The organism is Yersinia pekkanenii, from assembly GCF_001152565.1.
GTDB classification, from domain to species: Bacteria; Pseudomonadota; Gammaproteobacteria; order Enterobacterales; family Enterobacteriaceae; genus Yersinia; species Yersinia pekkanenii.
On the sequence record NZ_CQAZ01000004.1, the window covers coordinates 163,146 to 187,713 of the forward strand.

The window sequence follows — 24,568 nt, forward strand, 5'->3', positions numbered from 1 at the left end:
CCAATGAATAAAACACGACAGTATGAGTTGATTCGTTGGCTGAAAAAACAAAGCGCCCCGGCGCAACGTTGGCTCCGCCTGTCCATGTTACTTGGCCTTCTCAGCGGGTTATTGATTATCGCTCAGGCATGGTTACTGGCCACCTTGCTGCAATCCCTGATTATCGACAAACTGCCTCGGGCAGCATTGACCGCAGATTTTTGGCTGTTGGCCGGGACCTTTGCTTTGCGTGCCGTAATAAGTTGGCTGCGTGAACGAGTGGGGTTTATTTGTGGCATGAAAGTGCGTCAGCAGATCCGCAAAATGGTGTTAGACCGATTAGAGCAACTGGGTCCTGCCTGGGTTAGAGGTAAACCGGCTGGCAGTTGGGCGACCATTATTCTGGAACAGATTGAAGATATGCAGGATTACTACTCTCGCTATCTGCCACAAATGTATCTGGCGGTACTTATTCCCATTTTGATTCTGATTGCCGTGTTCCCCATCAACTGGGCGGCAGGTTTGATCCTGTTTATCACCGCCCCGCTGATCCCGTTGTTTATGACGCTGGTCGGGATGGGTGCTGCTGATGCAAACCGGCGTAATTTTGTGGCGCTGGCACGCCTGAGTGGCAATTTCCTTGACCGCTTACGCGGGCTGGACACGTTACGGTTATTTAACCGCGCCAAAGCAGAAACAGATCAAATTCGCGATTCTTCAGAAGATTTCCGCCGCCGTACCATGGAAGTCTTGCGGATGGCCTTCCTCTCCTCCGCCGTATTGGAGTTTTTCGCCGCCATATCCATTGCCGTGGTTGCGGTCTATTTTGGTTTTTCCTATTTGGGCGAATTAAATTTTGGGAGTTATGGTGTTGGCGTAACACTGTTTGCCGGTTTTCTGGTTTTGATTCTGGCACCTGAATTCTTCCAGCCACTGCGCGATTTGGGGACTTTTTACCATGCCAAAGCACAGGCCGTTGGCGCAGCTGAATCATTGGTGACGTTTTTAAGTAGTGAAAGTGAGGCTATCGGCCAAGGCGATAAAGTGCTGAGTGGCGTTGATGCCATCGCTCTTGAAGCCAATCAACTGGAGATCCTGGCACCCAATGGTCTCCGTTTGGCTGGGCCACTGACATTCTCCCTACCCGCGGGTAACCGTGTCGCCATTGTTGGCCTGAGTGGCGCGGGCAAGAGTTCGTTACTCAACCTGCTGCTGGGCTTTTTACCCTATCGTGGCTCGTTGAAAGTCAATGGTGTTGAATTACGTGAACTGGAGCCACAAGTCTGGCGTAAGCAATTAAGTTGGGTCGGTCAAAATCCGCATTTACCGGAACACACGTTAATCGCCAATATTTTATTGGGCCAACCTGATGCTGATGATAGCCAATTGCAACAGGCGGTTGAGCGTGCATATATCAACGAATTTCTCAATGACTTGCCACAAGGGCTGGCGACTGAAGTCGGCGATCATTCGGCACGTCTTTCTGTCGGGCAAGCCCAACGAGTTGCCGTCGCTCGCGCATTACTGAATCCATGTCGTCTATTGCTGCTGGATGAGCCTACCGCCAGTCTTGATGCCCATAGCGAGCAGTTAGTGATGAAAGCGTTAGAGGCGGCATCACGCCGCCAGACAACGCTGCTGGTGACCCATCAATTGGAAGATACCTTGGGATATGATCAAATCTGGGTAATGGATAATGGCCTTTTGATTCAGCAAGGCGATTATTCCAGTTTAAGCCAGTCTGCCGGTACATTTGCCAATCTGCTGTCCCACCGCAGTGAGGAGCTTTAATCATGCGCGTACTTCTCCCATTTCTGGCGCTGTATCGCCGCCATTGGTTCCTGATTTGTTTAGGTATTGTGCTGGCAATTATCACGCTGCTGGCCAGTATCGGTTTGCTGACATTATCAGGCTGGTTTCTGGCAGGCACCGCCATCGCAGGCCCGGCCGGATTATATACGTTTAATTACCTGCTACCGGCAGCCGGTGTCCGTGGGGCGGCGATTATCCGTACCGCGGGCCGTTATGCCGAACGCGTGGTCAGTCATGATGCGACCTTTCGTGTGTTGGCGCATCTGCGGGTTTTTGCTTTCCAGAAAATCCTGCCACTCTCCCCTGCCGGCATTGCTCGTTTTCGTCAAAGTGAGTTGTTAAACCGCCTGGTCGCCGACGTTGACACACTCGATCACCTCTATCTGCGGGTCATCTCTCCGCTGGTCGCCGCCATCGCGATTATCGTCGCAGTGACGTTTGGTCTGAGTTATCTGGATGTCAATTTAGCGCTAACGCTCGGCGCAATTCTGCTGGGGTTGTTATTGTTAGTGCCGCTGATTTTCTACCGAGCGGGTAAACCCATTGGCCGTGACCTAACGGACTTGCGTGGCCTTTATCGGTCGCAATTGACCTCATGGTTGCAGGGTCAGGCCGAGCTGTTGGTATTTGGTGCATTGCAGCGTTTCCGTACCTCACTGGAGGATATTGAGCAGCGCTGGCTGAACCGCCAGAAACAACAAGCATCATTAGCAGGTTTCGCTCAAGCCTTGATGATTCTGGCTTCCGGTCTGACGGTAACGTTAATTTTATGGCTAGCGGCAGAGGATATTGGCGGAAATAGCCCACCTGGCGCATTGCTGGCGCTCTTTGTTTTCACCTCTTTAGCCTCATTTGAAGCCCTGCTACCGGTCGCGGGTGCTTTCCAACACTTAGGTCAGGTTATCGCTTCCGCCACCCGCGTAGCTCAGTTGATGGAACAAAAACCTGAAGTGACATTTCCCAGTCAGGGTCCGGCAGCAACCTCGCAGGCAGCGCTAGAAGTGTCAGGGTTGAGTTTTACTTACCCACAGCAGCCGTTACCTGTTTTACAGAATATATCGCTGTCACTGGCCGCAGGGGAGCATATTGCGCTACTTGGTCGCACGGGCTGTGGTAAATCCACACTGCTGCAATTATTAACCCGCGCCTGGAATGCCAATCAGGGGATCATCACGCTGAATGGGAGGCCATTGTCCAGTTATGACGAAGCCACGTTGCGCCAAATGATGACCGTCGTCAGTCAGCGGGTGCATATATTTAGCAGTACCTTGCGTGAAAACCTGTTACTGGCCTGCCCCACCGCTTCTGATACCCAGTTAAAAACGGTGTTGGAACAGGTGGGATTAGCCAACGTGTTGGATAACAGCGAGGGGCTAAATGCCTGGATGGGCGATGGCGGGCGGCCATTATCTGGTGGCGAACAACGGCGTTTGGGTATTGCCCGCGCCTTGTTACATCCGGCCCCGCTTCTGCTGCTTGATGAGCCGACCGAAGGCTTAGATGCGGAAACCGAACAACAAATTCTGGCGCTGTTGCGTCAGCATTGTCAGCAGAAAAGCCTGATTATTGTCACTCACCGCTTATATGGGCTGGAATATATGGACCGAATCTGCGTGATGGATGGCGGAAAGATAGTGGAACAAGGCGATCACCAAAGTTTGTTACAGAGCAAAGGGCGCTATTATCAATTCCATCAACGGCACTAAAAAATAAGGGTGCTGAAACAAAATGATATAGATCCAATAGATTTCAAGAACCAGGCTGGCGGCCAACTTATAAGCAACTTGAAGTATGGCGGATATCGGCTCCGTAAGCATCACCAAGGGGATTTATGCGCATCACACAGCTCTCTTCTCAATCATTTGCCTTTCCCTCACCAGAGTTGGCTCTGCGCGAACCGAATGGATTGCTGGCACTGGGTGGGGATTTATCCGCACCTCGTTTGCTGGCAGCTTATCAGCGCGGGATTTTCCCCTGGTTCAGTCCGGGAGAAATGATTTTATGGTGGTCGCCCGATCCCCGAGCGGTATTGTACCCGGAAGATCTACATATCAGCCGGAGCATGCGACGCTTTATGCGCCGTTGTCCTTATCGTTTTACCCTCAATCATGCTTTTGAGGAGGTGGTCCACGCCTGTGCTTCTCAGCGTGATGAGGGAACCTGGATTGGCAATGATGTACAACAGGCTTATTGCCAGTTACATGCTTTGGGTCACGCCCATTCAGTGGAAGTTTGGTTGGATAATGAACTGGTTGGCGGTTTGTATGGTATTGCAGTCGGCACACTCTTTTGCGGCGAATCCATGTTTAACCGGGCTGACAATGCCTCAAAAAGCGCATTAATGGTTTTTTGTCATCATTTTACCCATCAGGGTGGAGAACTGATTGACTGTCAGGTCCTCAACGCTCACACTGCGTCGCTGGGTGCGATTGAGATCCCACGAAACTTTTTTTTGCAGCAGTTGAGTCAACTCCAGTTTAGTCCACTACCGGCTGAATGCTGGTTACCGCAATCGTTGAATTTTTCATCAACGTTGCAGTAAAGATCAACCGTTAATAAGAACCCCACATTAGGCTTTATCCCCTCTTACCGGCAGACTAATTTTGCTGAAATGGTGCGATGACCGCCAACACTTCTTTACATAATGTGGGTTTTTCGGCATTATCTTGCCGGTTAAAAACTAAGGTAGTTACACCTAGAGGATTCGATGGCCAAAGAAGACAATATTGAAATGCAGGGCACCGTTCTTGATACGCTGCCGAACACCATGTTCCGTGTTGAATTGGAAAACGGGCACGTGGTAACCGCTCATATCTCCGGTAAAATGCGTAAAAACTATATCCGCATCCTGACGGGTGACAAAGTCACTGTAGAGCTGACCCCGTACGACCTGAGCAAAGGCCGCATTGTCTTCCGTAGCCGTTAATCGGCTAATCTGTCGCAGGTCGATGACTCGCGAGCTCTGAGGATGTAGTCCCCCTCCGGCGCCCTTCCCATCTATGGCAAGGGCGATTTGCGTTTTTTTTTATTTGCCGGTTAATACACGCTATTCATCACGCAAATAAAAATGAAATGTTAAAAAATAAAAAGGGCGGTAAGCTGATAAGCCTACCGCCCTTTTCCTATTTTATGACTTTAGTCACTACCGCACTGACCTAATGAACTGCACCTTCAGTTTTGCGTTTTTGCGCACTCTGAAACTCATAAGCCAATTGTTGTTTTTCTTTATCCAAGCCAACAGTGACTGAGCCACCATCAACCAGAGAACCAAACAACAGCTCATTTGCCAACGGTTTCTTCAAATTTTCTTGAATCACCCGCGCCATTGGCCGTGCGCCCATTGCCTTGTCATAGCCTTTTACCGATAACCAATCGCGGGCTTCCTCACTGACCTCCAGCGAGACACCTTTGGCATCTAATTGTGCCTGCAACTCAACGATAAACTTATCAACCACCTGCTGAATAACCGTAGGAGACAAATGGTTAAAGTAAATAATATTATCCAACCGGTTACGGAATTCCGGCGTGAATATTTTTTTGATCTCTTCCAGCGCGTCAGTACTGTTGTCCTGCTGTTTAAAACCAATGGAAGTACGCTGAGTTTCCCGCACACCAGCATTGGTGGTCATCACCAAGATCACGTTACGGAAATCGGCTTTACGCCCGTTATTATCCGTCAGTGTCCCGTTATCCATGACTTGTAATAACAGGTTAAACACATCCGGATGGGCTTTCTCAATTTCATCCAGCAGCAGAACCGCATGAGGATGCTTGAGAACCGCATCGGTCAGCAGACCACCTTGATCGTAACCTACATAGCCTGGAGGCGCACCAATCAGGCGACTGACCGTGTGACGCTCCATATATTCGGACATATCAAAGCGCAGCAGTTCGATATCCAGCGCTTTAGCCAATTGCACCGTGACTTCTGTTTTACCGACACCCGTTGGGCCAGCAAACAGGAATGACCCGACCGGTTTGTGGTCTTGCCCTAACCCTGCGCGGCTCATTTTGATGGCCTCAGACAGCGCCTCAATGGCTTTATCCTGACCGAATACCAACATATTCAGACGATCACTCAGATTTCTCAGCACATCGCGATCACTGGCTGATACTGTCTTCTCCGGAATACGGGCGATACGAGCGACTACGGACTCAATATCTGACACATTGACGGTTTTTTTACGTTTGTTGACCGGCATTAGGCGACTACGAGCGCCAGCCTCATCAATCACATCAATGGCTTTATCCGGTAAGTGACGGTCATTAATATATTTAACCGATAACTCCACCGCTGCGCGTATCGCTTTCGCGGTATAACGCACGTCATGATGGGCTTCATACTTTGGTTTCAGACCGTTGATAATCTGAATTGTCTCTTCTGGCGTCGGTTCAGTGATATCAATTTTCTGGAAACGCCGTGCCAACGCGCGATCTTTTTCAAAAATATTGCTGAATTCCTGATAAGTCGTAGAGCCAATGACCCGAATCTTGCCACTTGAAAGCAATGGTTTGATCAGGTTGGCTGCATCGACCTGCCCACCCGATGCAGCACCTGCCCCGATGATGGTGTGGATTTCATCGATAAACAGAATGCTGTCTTTGTCGTTTTCCAACTGCTTCAGCAGCGCCTTGAAACGTTTCTCAAAGTCACCACGGTATTTGGTTCCAGCCAGCAACGAGCCGATATCCAGTGAATACAAGGTGCATTCCGATATCACCTCCGGCACATCACCCTGCACGATACGCCAGGCCAGACCTTCAGCAATAGCCGTTTTCCCCACACCGGATTCCCCCACCAGCAGCGGGTTGTTTTTACGCCGACGGCATAATACCTGAATGGCACGTTCCAGCTCTTTATCGCGGCCAATAAGCGGGTCAATGCCGCCAACTCGGGCCAGTTGGTTCAGATTGGTGGTGAAGTTCTCCATACGATCTTCCCCTCCTGCCTGCTCTTCATTCACCGGATTTTCTGGATTCGGTGCCTGACCCGGTTCGTCCTTACGGGCGCCGTGGGAAATAAAGTTCACGATATCCAGACGGCTGACATCATGCTTACGTAGCAGGTAGGCCGCCTGGGATTCTTGTTCACTGAAGATGGCGACCAATACGTTGGCACCCGTGACTTCATTGCGCCCTGATGATTGGACGTGGAAGACCGCACGTTGTAACACGCGCTGAAAGCTAAGTGTAGGCTGGGTGTCACGCTCTTCTTCACTAACCGGTAATGTGGGTGTAGTTTGTTCGATAAACGCTTCCAGTTCTTGGCGCAACGCCACCAAATCAACTGTACACGCCTCCAGCGCTTCCCGCGCGGCTGGATTGCTTAGCAATGCCAGCAACAGGTGCTCCACGGTCATAAACTCGTGTCTGTGCTCACGCGCTCTGGCGAAAGCCATATTGAGACTGAGTTCAAGTTCTTGATTGAGCATAGGCACCTCCCAATAATTGCCTTAATCAGGCTTTTTCCAGCGTACAAAGCAACGGATGCTCGTTCTCCCTGGCGTATTGATTTACATGTGCGACTTTTGTCTCTGCCACTTCAGCAGTAAAAACACCGCAAATCGCCTTTCCTTGATAATGCACATTGAGCATCAGCTGTGTTGCACGTTCAATATCATAAGAAAAGAACTTTTGCAGAACGTCAATCACAAATTCCATCGGTGTGTAATCATCGTTGTTAAGTATAACTTTATACATAGACGGCGGTTTCAGCGCCTCTTTCTGTTTATCTTTGACTAAATGTTCAAAATTCAGCCAATCGTTGTTGTCACCCATTGCCTGCCCATCGTTTCACTGAACCATACAGGAGCGATACCTCACTCCGGTTATAAGACCATTTCATGTAGATATCTATTATTATTTTAACATCACTTATGCCATTACGCTGCCGGAGAAAGAAGTCTGGGTGTTTAGGGCCAAAGTGATTAAATTATCACCAATTAAACGCAATAGCGTTAGCTGCATCAAACTTTGAAGCACTACCTCACTCAGACAAAAGCCGCGCCCTTGACGTTAGGACCATTTCCACTAGAGTGTATTTTTGTGAGCTGTTGGAGTTTTAACCAATTCGCGCTCACTTTAACCAGTGATTACCTCATCTCAAACTAGAATAGCCTTGTGAGGAACGTAGAAGTATGGAGACGGGTACTGTTAAATGGTTCAACAATGCCAAAGGTTTTGGCTTTATTTGCCCTGAGAGCGGCGGCGAAGACATATTCGCTCACTATTCAATCATCCAAATGGATGGTTACCGAACGTTAAAAGCCGGTCAAATGGTTAACTTTAATGTCCATCAGGGGCCAAAAGGTAACCATGCCAGCCTGATTGTTCCACTCGGGTTAGATGTTCTGTCGCCAGAAGCCATACCGCAGGAACTCGCTGCATTGGCCTGACACTCTCGCCCCTCTATCTCAATATCACGGGATATCACGGGAATACCCATCACCGAAAATGTTCTTCTGGTGCCAAAGGTATTTTTGGGCGGATAGTGACTACCCTACATGATTTACCATTCAAAATGCCAGCCAATAATGACTGGCATTTTTATTTCATACTCGGCTCTTCATGCGCCTATTTATTCACGCGCTAAAGCATCAATAGGGTTTAACCGAGCTGCGCTGCGGGCAGGTAGATAGCCAAACACCACACCTATCACCGTTGAGCACAAAAATGCACTGAACAATGCAACCGGTGGGAAAGCAATCTGCCAGTTTGGTAAAAACATTTCTACAATCAGGCCGATGGCAAAGGATAGCGAGATCCCCAGAGCTCCGCCGACCAGACAAACCAGAATCGCCTCAATTAAAAATTGTTGCATAACATCACTAGAACGCGCGCCTACCGCCATACGGATACCTATCTCACGGGTACGTTCAGTCACCGAAACCAGCATAATATTCATCACACCAATACCGCCCACTACCAGTGAAATTACCGCCACCAGCGTCAGGAACAATTGCATGGTGCGCGTGGTTTTTTCCGCTGTTTGCAGCAAGCTGTCCATATTATAGGTAAATATGTCTTTTTTACCGTGGCGCATCGTCAGCAACCGAACGAGCTGCTGCTCGGCCTCTTTGCTGCTATACCCCTCTTTAATTCGGATAGTGATCGAATCAAAATAGGAACGCCCCATCAGGCGGCTGGCCATGGTGCTGTAAGGGACCCATATCCGTAGCGCTTTACTGCTACCAAACATGGATTGCTTTTCCTCCACCACCCCAACGACGGTGGCTGGCATATTGCCCACCAAAATCACCTGCCCCACCACGTTTTTCATATTAGGGAACAACCGGCGCTGAGTGTTCCGGTCAATAACGGCCACTTGCGACTGGCGCTCAACCTGCTCATGGGTAATGGCAGTCCCTTGTTCGAGTTTCATACCAAACACACGGAAATACTGCTCACTGACCCCCGACACGCTGGCGGCCACATCAATATTGCCATACCGCAGCCGCATGCTACCGGCAATCGTCGGCGATACGGCGCTGACGTAGGACTGTGCTTTCAGTGCCGCCATATCGTCATTAACCAGCGCCTGCCGGGTACTGGGGTCATCATCACCAAAATCTTTGCCCGGATAAACATCAATGGTGTTGGTTCCAATCGCCCGGATATCGGCCAGTACCCGTTGCTTAGCCGCATCACCGACCACCAAGATGGAAACTACCGAGGCAATACCGATAATAATACCCAGCATCGTTAACGCGGTGCGCATTTTATTGGCCGACATCGCACGCCAGGCCATTAATAGAGCCTCGCGGAAACGGCCTGCCAGTTGCTGCCATGAAGGTGCTGGCGGCGTCAGACGCATCGCCGCGGAAGAGGCGACAGTTCGCACCATTTTTGAGCCGGAATCCGCCATAATTCGGCCATCTTTTATCTCGATGATCCGTTCAGCCTGAGCAGCAACCGTAGGGTCGTGGGTCACAATAATGACCGTGTGACCCTGTTGCTGTAGCTGTTTCAGAATCGCCATGACTTCGACGCTGGAATGGCTATCCAGCGCACCGGTCGGTTCATCGGCCAGAATAACCTGCCCACCATTCATCAACGCACGGGCAATACTGACACGCTGCTGCTGCCCGCCGGATAACTGATTGGGTTGATAACTGACCCGATCTCCCAGCCCCAGCCGGGTTAATAGCATGTTCGCCCGCTCACGGCGCTCATGCTTAGCCAAACCAGCATATACCGCCGGAACCTCGACATTGTGGGCCGCACTGAGGTGAGGTAGCAGATGATAACGCTGGAAAATAAAACCAAAATGCTCACGGCGCAGTGCCGCCAGCGCGTCGTTATCTAATTGTGCAACATCTTGACCGGCAACACGGTAGACGCCTGCGCTGGGCTTATCCAGACAGCCCAGAATATTCATCAGCGTCGACTTACCCGAACCGGAGGCCCCAATAATGGCCACCAATTCACCCGCATTAATTGTCAGTGAGACATCCTGCAATACATCAACCGTTTCTTCGCCGGACTGATAGCTACGACGGATGCCTTTTAATTCAAGCAATGCCGTCATTACGCATCCTCCGTGCCACCGCGACTCACGATGACCTCCTCACCCAGGTTCAAACCGGAAACCACCTGCGCATCGACGTTATTACGAATACCTATAGTCACTTCACGTTTTTCTTCTTTGCCGTCTTTCAATACCGCAATCTGATAACGATTAGTCCCCAGCTCATCACCTAATGCCGATAATGGGATAACCATCGCTTGCTTTACGTTTGCCAGTTGAATTGAAACCTGCGCGGTCATTTGCAGACGTAATAACCTATCCGGGTTTGGCACTTCAAAACGCGCCGAGTAAAAAATGGCATCATTCACCTTTTCCGGCGTGGGCTGAATATCTTTTAACACACCATCGAAGCGCTTTCCGGGATCACCCAGCACAGTAAACGAGGCTTTCATCCCCGGTTTTAGGTGAATGACATCCGCTTCTGATACCTGTGCGTTCACCAACATGGTACTCATATCCGCCAGCGTCAGAATATTCGGTGCTTGTTGTGCCGCAATCACAGTCTGACCCTGTAAGGTGGTAATTTGCACCACATCGCCATCCATCGGGGCAGAAATCTTGGTGTAATCCAGATTAATATTGGCCGTATCCAGGCTGGCTTTAGTTTTATTGATTTGCGCATTAATGGTGTCAACCTGCGCTTTTTTCACCGCCAATGCGGTGCTGGCTTGATCCAGATCCTGACGTGATACAACCTGTAGCTTTGCCAGATCCTGTTGGCGGCGTAGCGTGACCGCAGCCAATTGCAGTTCAGCTTTCGCCTGCGCCAACTGGGCGTTCAAATCCTGTAATGCCGCCTCCACCTCTTTGATTTGGTTTTGAGCCTGTTGCGGGTCGATCATCGCCAGCAATTGCCCTTGCTTAACCTGATCGCCAATTTCCACATACAGTCTTTCCAACTGGCCGCTGACCTGAGCACCTACATCAACTTTGCGTACTGCATCGAGTTTGCCGGTGGCCAAGACATTTTGTTGCAGGTCACGATTGGCGACTTTCACCGTTTGATATTGAACCGGTACCGGAGTCATCATCTGTCTGATGATGAAAAAACCGCCAATAATCAATACGGCAATTAGGGTAAGCCATCGGCGCTGACGTCTACTGAACTGCATCAAATCAATTACCTTCCTTAATTTATAAATTTATTCGCTCTGCTGAAAATAGCATCGGAAATTCTCATTTAACTAAACCAAATAACGGTATTAGTGTGCTATCGGCGAAATCTAAGATGTATTGACACTCTGTTTAGTTCCCATTTGCTTCAATAACGCCGGAAATAGAGTGATATAACGGATTTAATCATGCATAACCTCAATAACACCGCATCAATCCCTCATGTAATTAACCGTTGGGGGTTAATTACATTACTGATCAAAGGCAATCAGGCACTGGGCGGCTCATGGCAAAAATTGCGGTTTCGGCTTAAATTTATCGCCCGAACCTTAATCAGCCCGAAGCTAACGTTTAACTTCTTGGGTGTATTGGTGAAACAACCATTTCTCAATAGCATACTACGCGCTCAACCTGATTTACCCTGTAAATTGCATCGCCCTTATCTGGCGAATACGCTCAGTAATCGCCAAAAACTGGGGGTGCTACAGGATCATTTCCAGTTGATAACTCAATGTATGCCAGAATCATTACACCGCAATTATTTGCATCATTCACCTTATAAATTGACTGAATTAACCGGCAAGAATGAAGAAAAGTATTCTCTTTATTTGGGCGTTATTTCAAAACTCAATAAAGAGGGCGAAATTACGCTGATGCTGGCCAATGAGCAACAACAAACACTGGCACTGCTCACTTTTAGTTTGTTTTATTATCAACAGCAAAAAACAGTGTTTATTGGTGGCTTACAGGGCGCGGATAATGAAACGCCACACAGCGAAATTCACCTTACGACTAAAGCTTGCCATGGATTATTCCCTAAACGCCTGGTGTTGGAAGCAACCTGCTGTCTGGCAGAACTCATGGGGATAACACAAATTATTGCTGTCGGGAACAACACCCACGTTTACCAGAACTGGCGCTACCGGGCGAAGAAAAAAGATCAATTGCACGCCGACTACGACAGTTTCTGGCTATCACTCGGGGGGAAGCAGTGCGCAGACGGTCATTTCAGTTTACCGACCAGGATTGCACGTAAGCCGATTGAAGATATTGCCAGCAAAAAACGCGCAGAATATCGCCGCCGCTACCAGCTACTCGCGCAACTGGAGAGCGGGTTAGCCGCGCATTTTACCCACAGTTTAATGTGACTTTCCGCCGTTAATCCGCCCGCCCCCGTGCTAACCACACCACGCGTGAGAACATTTTTTTCAATAATAGCGGGACGGATTCTACCCCCCGGTCCCTGGCTTGATTGGCAACTTCAATAGCAAGATCCGGCTTAGAAGTACGATGAATGGCTTTTTCAATCACCCTGCGCGGCTGTATTTTGGCATTCGCAGGAATTGCGGATATCCGGTGATAGACATCATCAAACCCTGCACGATATAAAAAGTGCTCCATATCCGGTGCCGGTAATACAGTCAGACGATCCCGTTCATGATCGCGTCCACTGTCCGCCATATTACGTACCGTGGCGGCGTACTTTTTACCGGCATCATCTCCATCAGTCAGAACATGCCACTGAATTCCCATCCGATTGGCAAATTTTAGCAACGGGCGCAAACCACTCTGGGCGAATTCAATAACCTTGACACCTTCAGCTTCAAAGTGGTAACTACACAGGCGGGCAAGCTCATTGAGTAACCAAATTTCAGTTTCACCCTCCACCAGCAACCAACAGCGCGCAAACAGTGCCGATGGTCGATTGAAACGAATATGAAACGCAATACGGCGGCTGTCTTCGGGGCTCATGCCACGAGGGCCAATGCGGTAAGCGGCGACTTTGGATGATTCACGTACCAACCGGCAAATGCTCTCAAGCGGGACTAATGAGACTAATTCACCGGAGTTTGTGGTGGTGATGCGTTGGAGTGGCAGTTGGCTAAGCAACCCCCAGGCGACCGACAGCATAATCGGGTGTAAGCGAGTTTCCGGGTCTTCCACCAGCAACAATGGCCGCGCATGGGGATCAAGGCTCAATGCCCCTTTTGCCTGCAATAACGTCGAAAACATCCCCATCAGTATCAGCCGCATACTGCGACTGTTTGGCTCGGCCACCATCCGATTAATATTGTCGAGGGCCAGCCAGGCTTCGCGCTCAGGTTGGGGCCGATAACGGTGGTTATGCAAACCGGGTGACTGCGACCCAAGCTCGGCAAAATAATGTTCCAACAGTTGGCGCATCGCTGCCAACCCCTGTCGCAGTTCGGCGTTTGTCAGTTTCTGCGGATTACGAACCAACTGGCGGCTTAACTGATCCAGTTGCTGGTTCAAAGCTACTTTATCTGGCTTGGGGCTATTTTCGTCCGTGGTACTGCGTAGCCGGCGCATAAAACGCGCATCCCGTAAGCGCAATACCGGATGGATACGAATGACCCCGCGCGCCAGTTTTTCGATATCGTGCAAAGCCAGCGCTTGCCCTGTTAAATCGAGGAACGTGCGCCAGGTGCAAACCGTGCCATCATCAGCCAGCTCCCCTTCAACCCGATAATAAATACGATGCAAGCCATCATCATTTTTTATCCATAGCGGGGCTAACTGGCGGTAACGAGGGGCGCGCCAATGACCAATATCTTTCTCACAAAAGGTAAAAATAACCTGTAAATGGCGCTCTTTAGCACTTTCATCCCCTGCCGGATAATGAAAATCCTGCACGGTGAAATGATAGAGCTGAGGTTCGGGGGACAAAAGCAACGTGAGAGCATCTAATAAACTGGATTTACCCCAAGCATTCTCACCGATTAACACCGTATTATCGTCAAGATTCAATGAAATACGATTAATACCACGAAAACCGACAATATCTACACGTTCAAGAAACATGCTACGCCTCCGGTGCGAATTTATTCATACTGTCACTACTGATAACATTGTTAACCTGGCAATCATAGTGGATTATCTTACCGGCAGAGGCAAAAAACCTTACGCGTCAAGCCCCACAGCAGCATGCGTGCTACTTTACTCTTCTCTTGATTTTAGATAGCTTATTGCGCCATAGCTCATTATTCATCTGCTCATAATACCCAAAGTCATTGGCGTTACCGCAAGGCAGCAAACGAATAAGTGCCGCTAACACAGCAGTAACGTCAATGAAGAAGGGTACAGGACGGTATAACTCGTGTATTCAGGATTGTTGATCATACTTTTGCCCTTAATTATGGGTTATCTGATCCCACTTAGCCGTAAGTCATTAATTCAATTAATTAACCGCTTATTAAGCTGGATGGTCTACGTTATTTTATTCTTTATGGGGATTAGCCTGGCGTTTCTGGAAAACCTCAGTGCAAATCTGCTGCTTATTCTCCAGTACACTGGTGTCTTTTTTCTGTGTATTTTTTGTGCCAACTTACTTGCCCTGTTGTTACTCGAACGCAAAATACCGTGGAAGAATACTCACCGTCAGGAAGTCTTGCCGTCACGGCTGCATATGGCGCTGGAATCATTAAAACTGTGCGGCGTGGTGATTATTGGCTTCCTACTGGGTTTAAGCCAGTGGGAGTGGTTGCAATTTGCGGCGAAAGGCAGCGAATTGGCACTGATTTTCCTGCTATTTTTAGTCGGGATCCAATTGCGTAACAGCGGTATGACACTGCGTCAGATAGTGCTAAACCGCCGTGGTACTATAGTGGCATTGGTGGGGGTGAGCAGTGCATTGGCAGGCGGTGTACTCGCGGCGCTATTGATTGGTTTGCCGATTAAAACTGGGCTGGCGATGGCCTCTGGCTTTGGTTGGTATTCACTGTCAGGTATTTTGCTAACCGATGCATTCGGGCCAGTGATTGGCAGCGCGGCATTCTTCAATGACCTGGCCCGCGAATTAGTGGCTATCATGCTCATCCCAACACTGATACGCAGCAGCCGATCCACCGCCCTTGGCCTATGTGGTGCCACCTCGATGGACTTTACTCTGCCAGTATTACAGCGCAGTGGCGGGCTGGAAATGGTCCCTGCCGCTATCGTCCACGGCTTTTTACTGAGCCTGTTAGCCCCGATATTGATCGCGTTCTTTTCTTAATCATTTTATGACGTTGCGCAGTGGCTCTTCCAATTCACTGCGCGCCCTCTCCTTTGTGAATGAATTCTCATTCGCAGCAAAAGTTGCGCTAAATCAAAACACGTTGAAACTGCATTAAAAAAACCTTTTTAAACCCACTCTACACATCTATCCTTTTAAACATGCATTAAAAATGCAATTTTAAAAAGGGAAATAATTATGTTCTGTGTGCAATGTGAACAAACCATCCGAACGCCTGCGGGCAACGGCTGCTCTTACGCCCAGGGGATGTGCGGGAAAACCGCAGAAACCTCTGATTTACAAGATTTATTAGTTGCCGTGTTACAAGGACTTTCGGCTTGGGCACTGACCGCCCGTGAATTTGGCATTATCGATCATCAAATTGACAGTTTTGCACCCAGAGCCTTCTTTTCGACCCTGACGAATGTCAACTTCGACTCAGACAGGATCGTTGGCTATGCCAAAGAAGCCATTTTGTTGCGCCAATCGCTGGCAATTCGTTGCCGCTTGATCGATAGCACTATCACCGTTGATCACCCGCTGGCTGAACTGCAACTGCAGTCCGACGATATCCCTACCCTGCAACAGCAGTCACAGCAATTCGCCCTGAATAGCGATAAAGCGGAGGTCGGCGATGATATTCACGGCTTGCGGATGCTGTGTTTGTATGGTCTGAAAGGGGCCGCAGCCTATATGGAACATGCCCATGTACTGGGCCAGTTTGATGAACAAATTTATGCCGATTATCATGCCTATATGGCCTGGTTGGGTACCCAACCGCATGATGTCGATACCTTGCTGAATAACGCGATGGGCATTGGCAAAATGAACTTCAATGTGATGGCTATTTTGGATCGCGGCGAAACTCAGGCCTACGGTGATCCGCAGCCAACCTCGGTGAATGTACGCCCGGTGGCGGGTAAAGCCATTCTCATCTCCGGTCATGATCTCAAAGACTTACAAATGTTGCTGGAGCAGACCCAGGGAACCGGCATCAATATTTATACCCACGGTGAAATGCTGCCCGCGCACGGCTACCCAGAATTAAAACGCTACCCACATCTGGTCGGCAACTACGGCAGTGGCTGGCAGAACCAGCAGACCGAGTTCGCCAAATTCCCCGGCCCGATCCTGATGACATCCAACTGTATCATTGATCCGAACGTGGGCAATTACGGTGACCGAATCTGGACCCGCAGTATTGTTGGTTGGCCGGGTGTTAATCATCTGGATGGTGAAGATTTTACCCCGGTGATTGAGCAGGCATTAGGAATGGCGGGCTTCCCGTACAATGAACTGGAACACCTGATTACCGTTGGCTTTGGCCGCCAGACCTTGTTGAACGCAGCGGATACCGTTATTGATTTGGTCGCCAGCAAAAAACTGCGCCACGTCTTTTTGGTGGGCGGCTGTGATGGTAGCCGCACTGAACGCAGCTATTTCACCGATTTTGCCCGCGGTGTCCCGCAAGATTGCATCATTATGACCCTGGCTTGCGGCAAATACCGCTTCAACAAACTGGATTTCGGCACACTAGAAGGATTGCCGCGCCTGCTGGATGTCGGCCAGTGTAATGATGCTTACGCTGCCATCATGCTGGCGGTTAAATTATCAGAAAAATTGGGGTGTACCGTCAATGACCTGCCACTCAGCCTGGTGCTGTCATGGTTTGAACAAAAAGCCATTGTCATTTTGCTGACATTGCTGTCATTAGGCGTAAAAAATATTTATACCGGCCCGACCGCGCCGGGCTTCCTGACTGACAACCTGATGGCAATCCTCTACGAGAAATTTGGTATGCGGCCAATTACCACCGTAGAACAGGATATGAATGCGATTCTGGCTAATTAAGCCGCCGTTTTGGCTAAATAAGTGATAACGCCTTGCCTGACCCGTGCGCATTCTTGCCATGGGTTGGGCATTATTACTGGTTTTTTGCCTGAGAATAACCTGATTCGTTGTGAGGCTCCCAATGACTGATTTTATCCCCACCGACTGCCCAACCGCCCTCTGCCCCAACCGCATGCAAGTTCACTCCATCAAGCAAGAAACCCCAGATGTCTGGAGTCTGCGGTTGATTAATCATGATTTTTACCCTTATCTGCCGGGACAATATGCCTTGGTCAGCATTCGCAACAGTGATGAAACCCTGAGGGCTTATACGCTTTCCTCTACGCCAGGTTTAAGTCCGTTTATCCAACTCACCGTGCGCTGTTTAGCCAATGGTCAGGGATCAAACTGGCTAACTCAACAGGTTAAAGTAGGCGACTTTCTGTGGCTTTCCGATGCTCAAGGTGAGTTTACCTGCGCCAATGCCAATGATGACCACTACCTGATGTTAGCCGCCGGTTGCGGCGTTACACCCGTAATGTCGATGTGCCGTGACTTACTGGCACGCCGTCCACAGACTGATATCCGGGTAATTTTTAATGTTCGCTCACCGGCAGATGTGATTTTTGCCGATGTCTGGCAAGCCTTGTTGCAGCGCTATCCCCAGCAATTACAGCTCACATTAATAGCTGAATCAGCCGCCACGGACGGATTTATTGCAGGCAGAATCAATGCTCAAATAATGCAGCAGATTGCGCCGGACATCCGCCGTCGCCGTGTGATGACCTGTGGACCGGCCCCGTATATGGATTGGGTTGAACAGTATTGCCGCGAGCAGTCAGTGCCAGCAGATCATGTCCAGAAAGAGCCATTCCGTACATCTGATGAAGTTATCGATGCCAACAATGAATTGACGATGACCATAAGTCATTCACTGCGCAGGGTGAAAGTCCCGGTAGGCGTTTCATTGCTATTGGCACTGGAACAACACCAAGTACCGGTGATGGCGGCCTGCCGCGCGGGAGTTTGTGGCTCGTGTAAAACCCAGATTTTGCACGGTGCATATACCACCAGTAGCACCATGACCCTGACCGACGACGAGGTTGCCCAAGGTTATGTGCTGGCATGCAGTTGCCAGCTACAAGGTGATATCCAACTGGCTTGATAGAATTCCGCTTGCCCCATTACTGCCATTAATGGGGCAATTATTGTCAAACGCGCCATACTTTGACTTCATAGAATAATGACTCGCCATTAATCCTTGAGGGAACAATAATGAAGCAAACTGTGGCAACACTGGTGGCAAAAACGTTGGAACAAGCTGGCGTTAAGCGCATTTGGGGCGTAACTGGCGACTCACTCAATGGTCTGAGTGATAGCCTGCATCGTATGGGAACTATCGAGTGGTTAGGGACACGCCATGAGGAGGTTGCCGCTTTCGCTGCGGGTGCTGAAGCACAACTCACTGGGCAGTTAGCGGTATGTGCCGGTTCCTGTGGCCCCGGTAACTTGCATCTGATTAATGGCTTATTTGATTGCCATCGCAATCATGTTCCGGTGCTGGCTATTGCCGCACATATTCCTTCCAGCGAAATTGGCAGTGGTTATTTTCAAGAAACCCATCCCCAAGAACTGTTTCGCGAATGCAGCCACTATTGTGAATTGGTTTCTAATCCAGAGCAGTTACCACGGGTGCTGGAAATCGCCATGCGTCAGGCCATTCTTAACCGTGGCGTTTCAGTGATTGTGTTACCGGGCGATATCGCGTTGCAACCCGCCCCCGAAGATGCCGCTGTCGTGTGGCAAACACCCACACTGCCATTAGTTCAACCGCTTATGAGTGAGTTAAACATTCTGGCTCAGATGCTGAACAAGGCAAAAAACATCACCCTGATGTGTGGTAGCGGCTGTGCTGATGCCCATGATGAAGTGGTGAAACTGGCTGAAATGCTGCAAGCACCGGTGGTGCATGCTCTACGCGGTAAAGAACATATTGAGTGGGATAATCCTTACAGTGTGGGTATGACCGGATTGATTGGTTTCGCCTCTGGTTATCATGCCATGATCAACGCCGATACTTTGCTGCTGCTGGGGACACAGTTCCCCTACCGCGCGTTTTATCCCACCCATGCAAATATCATCCAGATTGATATCAACCCCGGTAGTATTGGCGCTCATTGCCCAGTGAATATGGCGTTGGTCGGCGATATCAAAACCACCCTTACTGCACTTTTACCACAGTTAGAAGCCAAAAGTGATAGTCCGTTTTTGACCAAAGCGCTGGAACACTATCGTACCACCCGCAAAGATCTGGACGGGCTGGCGACGGCCAATGACAACCAGCCGATTCATCCGCAATATCTGGCACAGCAAATCAGCCGCCATGCCACCGATGATGCCATTTTCACCTGTGATGTTGGCACCCCCACGGTATGGGCGGCCCGCTATCTGGAGATGAACGGTAAGCGGCGATTGTTGGGGTCGTTTAACCATGGTTCAATGGCTAATGCCATGCCACAAGCCATTGGTGCGCAAGCCACCGCCCCCGGCAGGCAAGTGGTGGCCTTATGTGGTGACGGCGGTTTCACTATGCTGATGGGGGATTTTCTCACGCTGGCACAATTAAAACTGCCAGTGAAAATTGTGGTGTTTAATAACAGTGTGCTGGGGTTCGTCGCGATGGAGATGAAAGCCGGTGGTTATCTGACCGATGGCACTGACTTACATAATCCGGACTTTGCCGCCATTGCCAATGCAGCGGGTATCAAAGGGATACGGGTAGAGAAAGCCTCTGAGCTGGATGCCGCACTGGAAAGCGCATTTGCGCATCCGGGGCCGGTATTGGTGGATGTGGTCACCGCCAAGCAAGAGCTATCAATGCCACCACAAATCAAGTTTGAACAGGCCAAAGGATTCAGCTTGTATATGCTAAGAGCCATCATCAATGGCCGTGGTGATGAAATCGTCGAACTGGCGAAGACCAACTGGCTGCGTTAATAAAAAACGTGGCAATAGCTATAGAACTTCCTCGCTTCTCCCGTCACAGAGACCGGTTTCATACCGGTCTCTGTGGCAAAAAACACGATGTCAGATCCCTCGCCCTCAGCGGAGCTAATCTGCATACTCAGAGCAAAATCTTACAGTGAGAAAATAGAGGGATACAAAACGGATGATTATATCTCATTGTTAATTTCATACTCGTTACGTCTTTTTTTCAATGACCCAAAAATCTTTTTTAATACCAGATAATATTCTTTCACCGCAGATACCCGCTGGCAGCGATGAATTTTTAATTAGCCGGATAAAATATATAGACAAATTTTTCCAATTACGTGCCAACACGTTTTCCAAAATTTTTATTCTCGGTGCCTGCTTTGATTCCAGAGCGATTAGATTTCAGGATCAGTTACGCCAAGCTTTGTTTATGAACTCGACCAGCCAGTATCTAAAAAATAAAATAGCAAAATTACAATAAGTTAGTATTCCAGACTTACAGAATTTACGCTATATCCCCATTGGTTTTAATCAGCAAATAAACCGTTATTGCGGGATTAATATCCTATTTAGAACAAATAACTTTTTAGTTGGCTTTTTTGTTTCAATATTCTCGTTATGATGAAGCAACTATTTTCCAGCCCGTGAGAAAATTATGCTGATCGATTTACGCAGTGACACAGTAACGCAACCTAACGCTGCAATGCGCCATGCCATGGCCAATGCCGACGTCGGCGATGATGTGTATGGCGATGACCCGACGGTCAATGTTTTACAAGCCGAAGCCGCCAGGCTATCAGGTAAAGAAGCCGCTCTGTTCCTACCTAGCGGCACCCAGGCCAATCTGGTGGCATTATTAACTCACTGCCAGCGAGGTGAAGAATATATTGTCGGTCAAAAAGCCCATAATTACCTATATGAAGCGGGTGGGGCCGCAGTGCTGGGTAGTATTCAACCACAACCGATTGATGCCAATGATGACGGTACTTTGCCACTGGATAAAGTGCTGGCGGCCATCAAACCCGACGATATCCATTTCGCCCAGACCCGGCTGTTGAGTTTGGAAAATACCCATAGCGGTAAAGTGTTACCACTGAGTTATTTGCAGCAAGCCTGGGCATTAACCCGCGAGAAGAAATTGGCCTTACATATCGACGGCGCACGTATTTTTAATGCCGCCGTAGCGCTAAATGTACCGCTGAGCGAGATAAGCCAATATTGCGATACCCTGACAATTTGCCTCTCGAAAGGGTTAGGAACCCCGGTCGGATCCCTGCTGTGTGGCAGTGCTGAATATATTCAACGCGCCCGCCGTTGGCGCAAAATGACCGGCGGTGGCATGCGGCAAGCCGGTATTCTGGCGGCGGCGGGGTTGTACGCATTCGAGCACAATATTGCCCGATTAAAAGATGACCACGACAATGCAGTGTGGTTAGAGCAGCAACTGCGCTCATTGGATATTGAAATTGTGGCACCGGGCGCGCAAACCAATGTGCTGTATATTAAGCAATCTGCCGAGTTAGCGGCCAAACTCGGCCCTTGGATGCACGAACGTGGTGTATTAATCAGTGCAGGCCCCATCACCCGAATGATTACCCATATCAATATCAGCCGCCAAGATCTGGAAAAAGTGGTCGCACTGTGGCGTGAATTTTTAACCGAGTTTCATTCATGATACCGCAACGGATATTGGTGCTAGGGGCCAGCGGCTATATCGGCCAGCATTTGATCCCACGTCTTAGCCAACAGGGCCATCATGTCACTGCCGCTGCCCGCCGCATCGAGTGGCTAAAAGAGCAGCCGTGGCCTGGCGTCGATTGCCGCTTTGTCGATCTTTATCAACCCGCAACCCTCACCGCTGCCTTGCAAGATATTGATGTGGTTTATTATCTGGTGCATGGCATGGGCGACGGGCAGGATTTGATTGAGCAAGAACGCATTGCTGCCAACAATCTGAAGGCAGCGCTACAGACACCGCCGTCCTGCGTGAAACAAATCATTTATCTTGGCTCATTACAACCGGGTGATAGCCGCTCGCCCCATCTGGTCGCCCGTAAGTTGACCGGTGAGCTACTGCGCCAAAGTGGTATTCCGGTGACAGAATTGCGCGCCAGTATTATCGTCGGCCCAGGCTCTGCCGCGTTTGAAGTGATGCGTGATATGGTTTATAACCTGCCAATTCTGACGCCTCCGCGCTGGGTACGTTCTAAATCGTCACCGGTTGCACTGGATAATCTGCTGGTTTATTTGACTGAGCTACTCAACCATCCGGCACCCGAGAACCGAATTTTCGATGTTGCCGGCCCGGAATACATTAGCTATCAAACAATGTTTGAGCGTTTTATTGCTATCAGTGGTAAACGGCGCTGGCTTATCCCTATTCCACTACCCACCCGTTTTATCTCAGTCTATTTCATCAATATGATCACCTCGGTGCCAACCCCGATTGCCAGTGCCTTGATTGAAGGATTGAACCACGATTTACCCGCCGAGGGTCAGGCTTTACAGGCGCTAATTCCACAGCAACTGGTGAGTTTTGACGATGCAGTCAGAGAGACACTGCGCCGTGAAGATGAAGTGGTAGACTCAGCCGACTGGGGTTACGACCCCGAAGCCCGCGCCCGCTGGCGGCCCGGTTACGGTTTTTATCCTAAACAGGCAGGCTGCCAACTCTCTACCCGCGCCTCCAGTGAAGCGTTGTGGCATGTCGTGCAACAAATCGGCGGTAAAGAAGGTTATTTCTATGCCAATCCGTTATGGAAAACGCGTGCCTGGATGGATGACATCGCCGGTGGTGGTGTGGTGTATGGCCGCCCGGATCGGGAAACACTCGAACTGGGTGACCTGATTGATGGCTGGAAAGTGATCACGATCAAACCATTACGCCAGTTGGCAATGATGTTCGGTATGAAGGCGCCGGGACTGGGCCGCCTGACCTTTACTATCAATGAGTTAGGCGGCCGTCGTCGTTTCGATGTCCGGGCATGGTGGCACCCGGCAGGCTTTAGCGGCTTACTTTACTGGTTTGTGATGATGCCAGCACATCTGTTTATTTTCCGTGGCATGGCAAAACGCATTGCTAGCTTGGCGGAACAATATGACCACGAACGTAATATGCCACCGAAAAGCGAATCAGGTAGTGAGTCGGGCTCCTGAATAACACAGATGCTGACAATGAAACAATAATTAACGGCTAATGGTTAGCGATTAATCGAACGCGCAATCCGGGTGTAGGTATGCCTGACACCTCGGATCGCCACACTATAGGCTTGGATATTTTCCGGCAATGCCATGCCCATATAACCGGTATCACCAATATGATGCAGATCTGCTCCGGCCATCTTACTCATCAGGGCTATCTGGCGGATGGTATTAATATCAGCGCCCTCTTGAGAGGTTCCTATTGCGGTCATCGCCAGTGCGCCATGAGTATGTGCGCAGTCAATCAGCGCCGCCACCTTCTGCTGGCTCATACCGGGTACTGTGCCTGGTGCGGGGATCAGTACGATATCCGCGCCCTGTTGCGCAAACCAGGCAACATCTTCTTCGCTGATAATAGCGCTACCGCTTTCCCGCACTATACCGGCGCCATGCATCTTACCGGTGATCAGTACCGCGCTATCGCCCACCGCCTCACGAATATCCTTGAGCGCCAATCCCAGCGAACGGTTGCTGACGCCGTTATTCGGGTTACCGGTCAGCACCAGAACTTTGGCTCCCATCGTGACCAACCGCCGTGCATTCTCTGCTGTCGCGGCACGGCCGGGCTTCATTTTCCAAATATCATCATGCACGCTCGCAAATTCTGGATCGACCGCCTCGAGATTGACGCCAATGATGCGCCCGGTCAGGCGTTGTAGTTCATGCAGCGTCTGTTCAGGGGCGATACCGGCTGGCATACCTTGAATCAGCGGGTTCTCACTGTCGAACATATTAATCAGCAAAATATCCGCCCCTTGTGAAGCGGCAAGTTCAGCATTGGTGACATTGTTCAGCAGCGGCTGAGTGATAGCGATAGTTTCACTCACCATCACACGCCCTTCACTGGCGCGAATGGAGTACATCAGCGCCGCTTTATCCATCTGCAGCAGATCGGAAGCACAACAGTCCAGTAAACGTTTATGTGCCATGAGTGATACCCCCTTATTGATTAACAAATTTATGAGTCTCGCCAGCGATAATTTCCACCGATATGTCAACTATCCATGGTAAAACGTCATACTGTGATCCACTTATGTACCAAATATATACCATTATTAATATTTGTAATATCTCACAGACAAAGCAATGTGCGAAAT

18 protein-coding genes are annotated in these 24,568 nt (G+C 49.6%); 12 read left to right on the forward strand and 6 right to left on the reverse strand.

All coding sequences use genetic code 11. From position 1 onward, the window contains the following. The first annotated feature begins 3 nt into the window (after positions 1–3). The 4 genes from cydD to infA all read left to right on the forward strand — a co-directional run bounded on the left by cydD (position 4) and on the right by infA (position 4,717). Positions 4–1,770, forward strand: a complete 1,767-nt coding sequence (gene cydD, locus AEP37_RS03360; protein ID WP_049609842.1) for a heme ABC transporter permease/ATP-binding protein CydD — start codon at positions 4–6, stop codon at positions 1,768–1,770. A gap of 2 nt (positions 1,771–1,772) precedes the next feature. Then, entirely contained in the window at positions 1,773–3,497 is a 1,725-nt protein-coding gene (gene cydC / locus AEP37_RS03365) for a heme ABC transporter ATP-binding protein/permease CydC (RefSeq protein ID WP_049609846.1), read from the forward strand. Between the two features lie 125 nt (positions 3,498–3,622). Further along, entirely contained in the window at positions 3,623–4,333 is a 711-nt protein-coding gene (gene aat / locus AEP37_RS03370; protein WP_049609850.1) for a leucyl/phenylalanyl-tRNA--protein transferase, read from the forward strand. Positions 4,334–4,498: 165 nt separating this feature from the next. After that, entirely contained in the window at positions 4,499–4,717 is a 219-nt protein-coding gene (infA, locus tag AEP37_RS03375) for a translation initiation factor IF-1 (protein WP_002211347.1), read from the forward strand. 229 nt (positions 4,718–4,946) lie between these two features. Here infA and clpA read toward each other — a convergent pair whose 3' ends face one another. Both clpA and clpS read right to left on the reverse strand, forming a co-directional pair. After that, a complete protein-coding gene (gene clpA / locus AEP37_RS03380) occupies positions 4,947–7,223 on the reverse strand; it encodes an ATP-dependent Clp protease ATP-binding subunit ClpA (RefSeq protein WP_049609852.1) in 2,277 nt (758 codons plus the stop codon). 25 nt (positions 7,224–7,248) lie between these two features. After that, on the reverse strand, positions 7,249–7,569 hold the full coding sequence (gene clpS / locus AEP37_RS03385; protein ID WP_049609854.1) for an ATP-dependent Clp protease adapter ClpS: 321 nt from the start codon (positions 7,567–7,569) through the stop codon (positions 7,249–7,251). Positions 7,570–7,928: 359 nt separating this feature from the next. Between clpS and cspD the strand changes: the two genes are divergently transcribed. Then, positions 7,929–8,186 (forward strand): cold shock-like protein CspD, encoded by a 258-nt coding sequence (cspD, locus tag AEP37_RS03390; RefSeq protein ID WP_049609856.1) that lies wholly within the window; start codon positions 7,929–7,931, stop codon positions 8,184–8,186. A gap of 182 nt (positions 8,187–8,368) precedes the next feature. Here cspD and macB read toward each other — a convergent pair whose 3' ends face one another. Together macB and macA are read right to left on the reverse strand one after the other, a co-directional pair. Continuing rightward, positions 8,369–10,318: a macrolide ABC transporter ATP-binding protein/permease MacB gene (gene macB, locus AEP37_RS03395; protein WP_049609859.1), complete on the reverse strand. Its 1,950-nt coding sequence runs from the start codon at positions 10,316–10,318 to the stop codon at positions 8,369–8,371. Then, entirely contained in the window at positions 10,318–11,430 is a 1,113-nt protein-coding gene (gene macA, locus AEP37_RS03400; RefSeq protein WP_049609862.1) for a macrolide transporter subunit MacA, read from the reverse strand. The genes macB and macA overlap by 1 nt, the downstream gene beginning before the upstream one ends. A gap of 189 nt (positions 11,431–11,619) precedes the next feature. Here macA and AEP37_RS03405 point away from each other — a divergent pair, with 189 nt between their 5' ends. Further along, entirely contained in the window at positions 11,620–12,579 is a 960-nt protein-coding gene (locus AEP37_RS03405; protein ID WP_049609865.1) for a VirK/YbjX family protein, read from the forward strand. A 10-nt stretch (positions 12,580–12,589) separates the two neighbouring features. On the opposite strand, the gene AEP37_RS03410 is transcribed toward AEP37_RS03405, so the two are convergent. Next, positions 12,590–14,254, reverse strand: coding sequence for an ATP-dependent endonuclease (locus AEP37_RS03410; protein ID WP_049609868.1), 1,665 nt, complete (start codon positions 14,252–14,254; stop codon positions 12,590–12,592). 295 nt (positions 14,255–14,549) lie between these two features. On the opposite strand from AEP37_RS03410, the gene AEP37_RS03415 reads away from it, so the two are divergent. The 6 genes from AEP37_RS03415 to AEP37_RS03445 all read left to right on the forward strand — a co-directional run bounded on the left by AEP37_RS03415 (position 14,550) and on the right by AEP37_RS03445 (position 23,426). Further along, on the forward strand, positions 14,550–15,446 hold the full coding sequence (locus tag AEP37_RS03415) for a lysine exporter LysO family protein (protein ID WP_049609871.1): 897 nt from the start codon (positions 14,550–14,552) through the stop codon (positions 15,444–15,446). 198 nt (positions 15,447–15,644) lie between these two features. Beyond that, positions 15,645–17,297 (forward strand): hydroxylamine reductase, encoded by a 1,653-nt coding sequence (gene hcp / locus AEP37_RS03420; protein ID WP_049609876.1) that lies wholly within the window; start codon positions 15,645–15,647, stop codon positions 17,295–17,297. Positions 17,298–17,418: 121 nt separating this feature from the next. Continuing rightward, the gene (gene hcr / locus AEP37_RS03425) at positions 17,419–18,441 is read left to right on the forward strand and encodes an NADH oxidoreductase (protein WP_049609879.1); all 1,023 of its coding nucleotides are present in this window, start codon (positions 17,419–17,421) and stop codon (positions 18,439–18,441) included. A gap of 110 nt (positions 18,442–18,551) precedes the next feature. After that, positions 18,552–20,273 carry a ubiquinone-dependent pyruvate dehydrogenase gene (gene poxB, locus AEP37_RS03430; RefSeq protein WP_049609882.1) on the forward strand — a complete coding sequence of 574 codons (1,722 nt, stop codon included), beginning with the start codon at positions 18,552–18,554 and terminating at the stop codon, positions 20,271–20,273. Positions 20,274–20,925: 652 nt separating this feature from the next. Further along, complete coding sequence (gene ltaE / locus AEP37_RS03440) at positions 20,926–21,945, forward strand: low-specificity L-threonine aldolase (RefSeq protein ID WP_049609885.1); 1,020 nt, start codon at positions 20,926–20,928, stop codon at positions 21,943–21,945. After that, positions 21,942–23,426: a DUF2867 domain-containing protein gene (locus AEP37_RS03445; RefSeq protein WP_049609887.1), complete on the forward strand. Its 1,485-nt coding sequence runs from the start codon at positions 21,942–21,944 to the stop codon at positions 23,424–23,426. The genes ltaE and AEP37_RS03445 overlap by 4 nt, the downstream gene beginning before the upstream one ends. Positions 23,427–23,470: 44 nt before the next feature. Here AEP37_RS03445 and AEP37_RS03450 read toward each other — a convergent pair whose 3' ends face one another. Beyond that, positions 23,471–24,400 (reverse strand): DUF7916 family protein, encoded by a 930-nt coding sequence (locus AEP37_RS03450; RefSeq protein WP_049609889.1) that lies wholly within the window; start codon positions 24,398–24,400, stop codon positions 23,471–23,473. Positions 24,401–24,568: the final 168 nt, after the last annotated feature.

Bases quoted from the DNA above. Each gene is read 5' to 3' on its own strand.
- cydD (WP_049609842.1), top strand. From the start codon at position 4: ATGAATAAAACACGACAGTATGAGTTGATTCGTTGGCTGAAAAAACAA.
- cydC (WP_049609846.1), top strand. From the start codon at position 1,773: ATGCGCGTACTTCTCCCATTTCTGGCGCTGTATCGCCGCCATTGGTTC.
- aat (WP_049609850.1), top strand. From the start codon at position 3,623: ATGCGCATCACACAGCTCTCTTCTCAATCATTTGCCTTTCCCTCACCA.
- infA (WP_002211347.1), top strand. From the start codon at position 4,499: ATGGCCAAAGAAGACAATATTGAAATGCAGGGCACCGTTCTTGATACG.
- clpA (WP_049609852.1), bottom strand. From the start codon at position 7,223: ATGCTCAATCAAGAACTTGAACTCAGTCTCAATATGGCTTTCGCCAGA.
- clpS (WP_049609854.1), bottom strand. From the start codon at position 7,569: ATGGGTGACAACAACGATTGGCTGAATTTTGAACATTTAGTCAAAGAT.
- cspD (WP_049609856.1), top strand. From the start codon at position 7,929: ATGGAGACGGGTACTGTTAAATGGTTCAACAATGCCAAAGGTTTTGGC.
- macB (WP_049609859.1), bottom strand. From the start codon at position 10,318: ATGACGGCATTGCTTGAATTAAAAGGCATCCGTCGTAGCTATCAGTCC.
- macA (WP_049609862.1), bottom strand. From the start codon at position 11,430: ATGCAGTTCAGTAGACGTCAGCGCCGATGGCTTACCCTAATTGCCGTA.
- AEP37_RS03405 (WP_049609865.1), top strand. From the start codon at position 11,620: ATGCATAACCTCAATAACACCGCATCAATCCCTCATGTAATTAACCGT.
- AEP37_RS03410 (WP_049609868.1), bottom strand. From the start codon at position 14,254: ATGTTTCTTGAACGTGTAGATATTGTCGGTTTTCGTGGTATTAATCGT.
- hcp (WP_049609876.1), top strand. From the start codon at position 15,645: ATGTTCTGTGTGCAATGTGAACAAACCATCCGAACGCCTGCGGGCAAC.
- hcr (WP_049609879.1), top strand. From the start codon at position 17,419: ATGACTGATTTTATCCCCACCGACTGCCCAACCGCCCTCTGCCCCAAC.
- poxB (WP_049609882.1), top strand. From the start codon at position 18,552: ATGAAGCAAACTGTGGCAACACTGGTGGCAAAAACGTTGGAACAAGCT.
- ltaE (WP_049609885.1), top strand. From the start codon at position 20,926: ATGCTGATCGATTTACGCAGTGACACAGTAACGCAACCTAACGCTGCA.
- AEP37_RS03445 (WP_049609887.1), top strand. From the start codon at position 21,942: ATGATACCGCAACGGATATTGGTGCTAGGGGCCAGCGGCTATATCGGC.
- AEP37_RS03450 (WP_049609889.1), bottom strand. From the start codon at position 24,400: ATGGCACATAAACGTTTACTGGACTGTTGTGCTTCCGATCTGCTGCAG.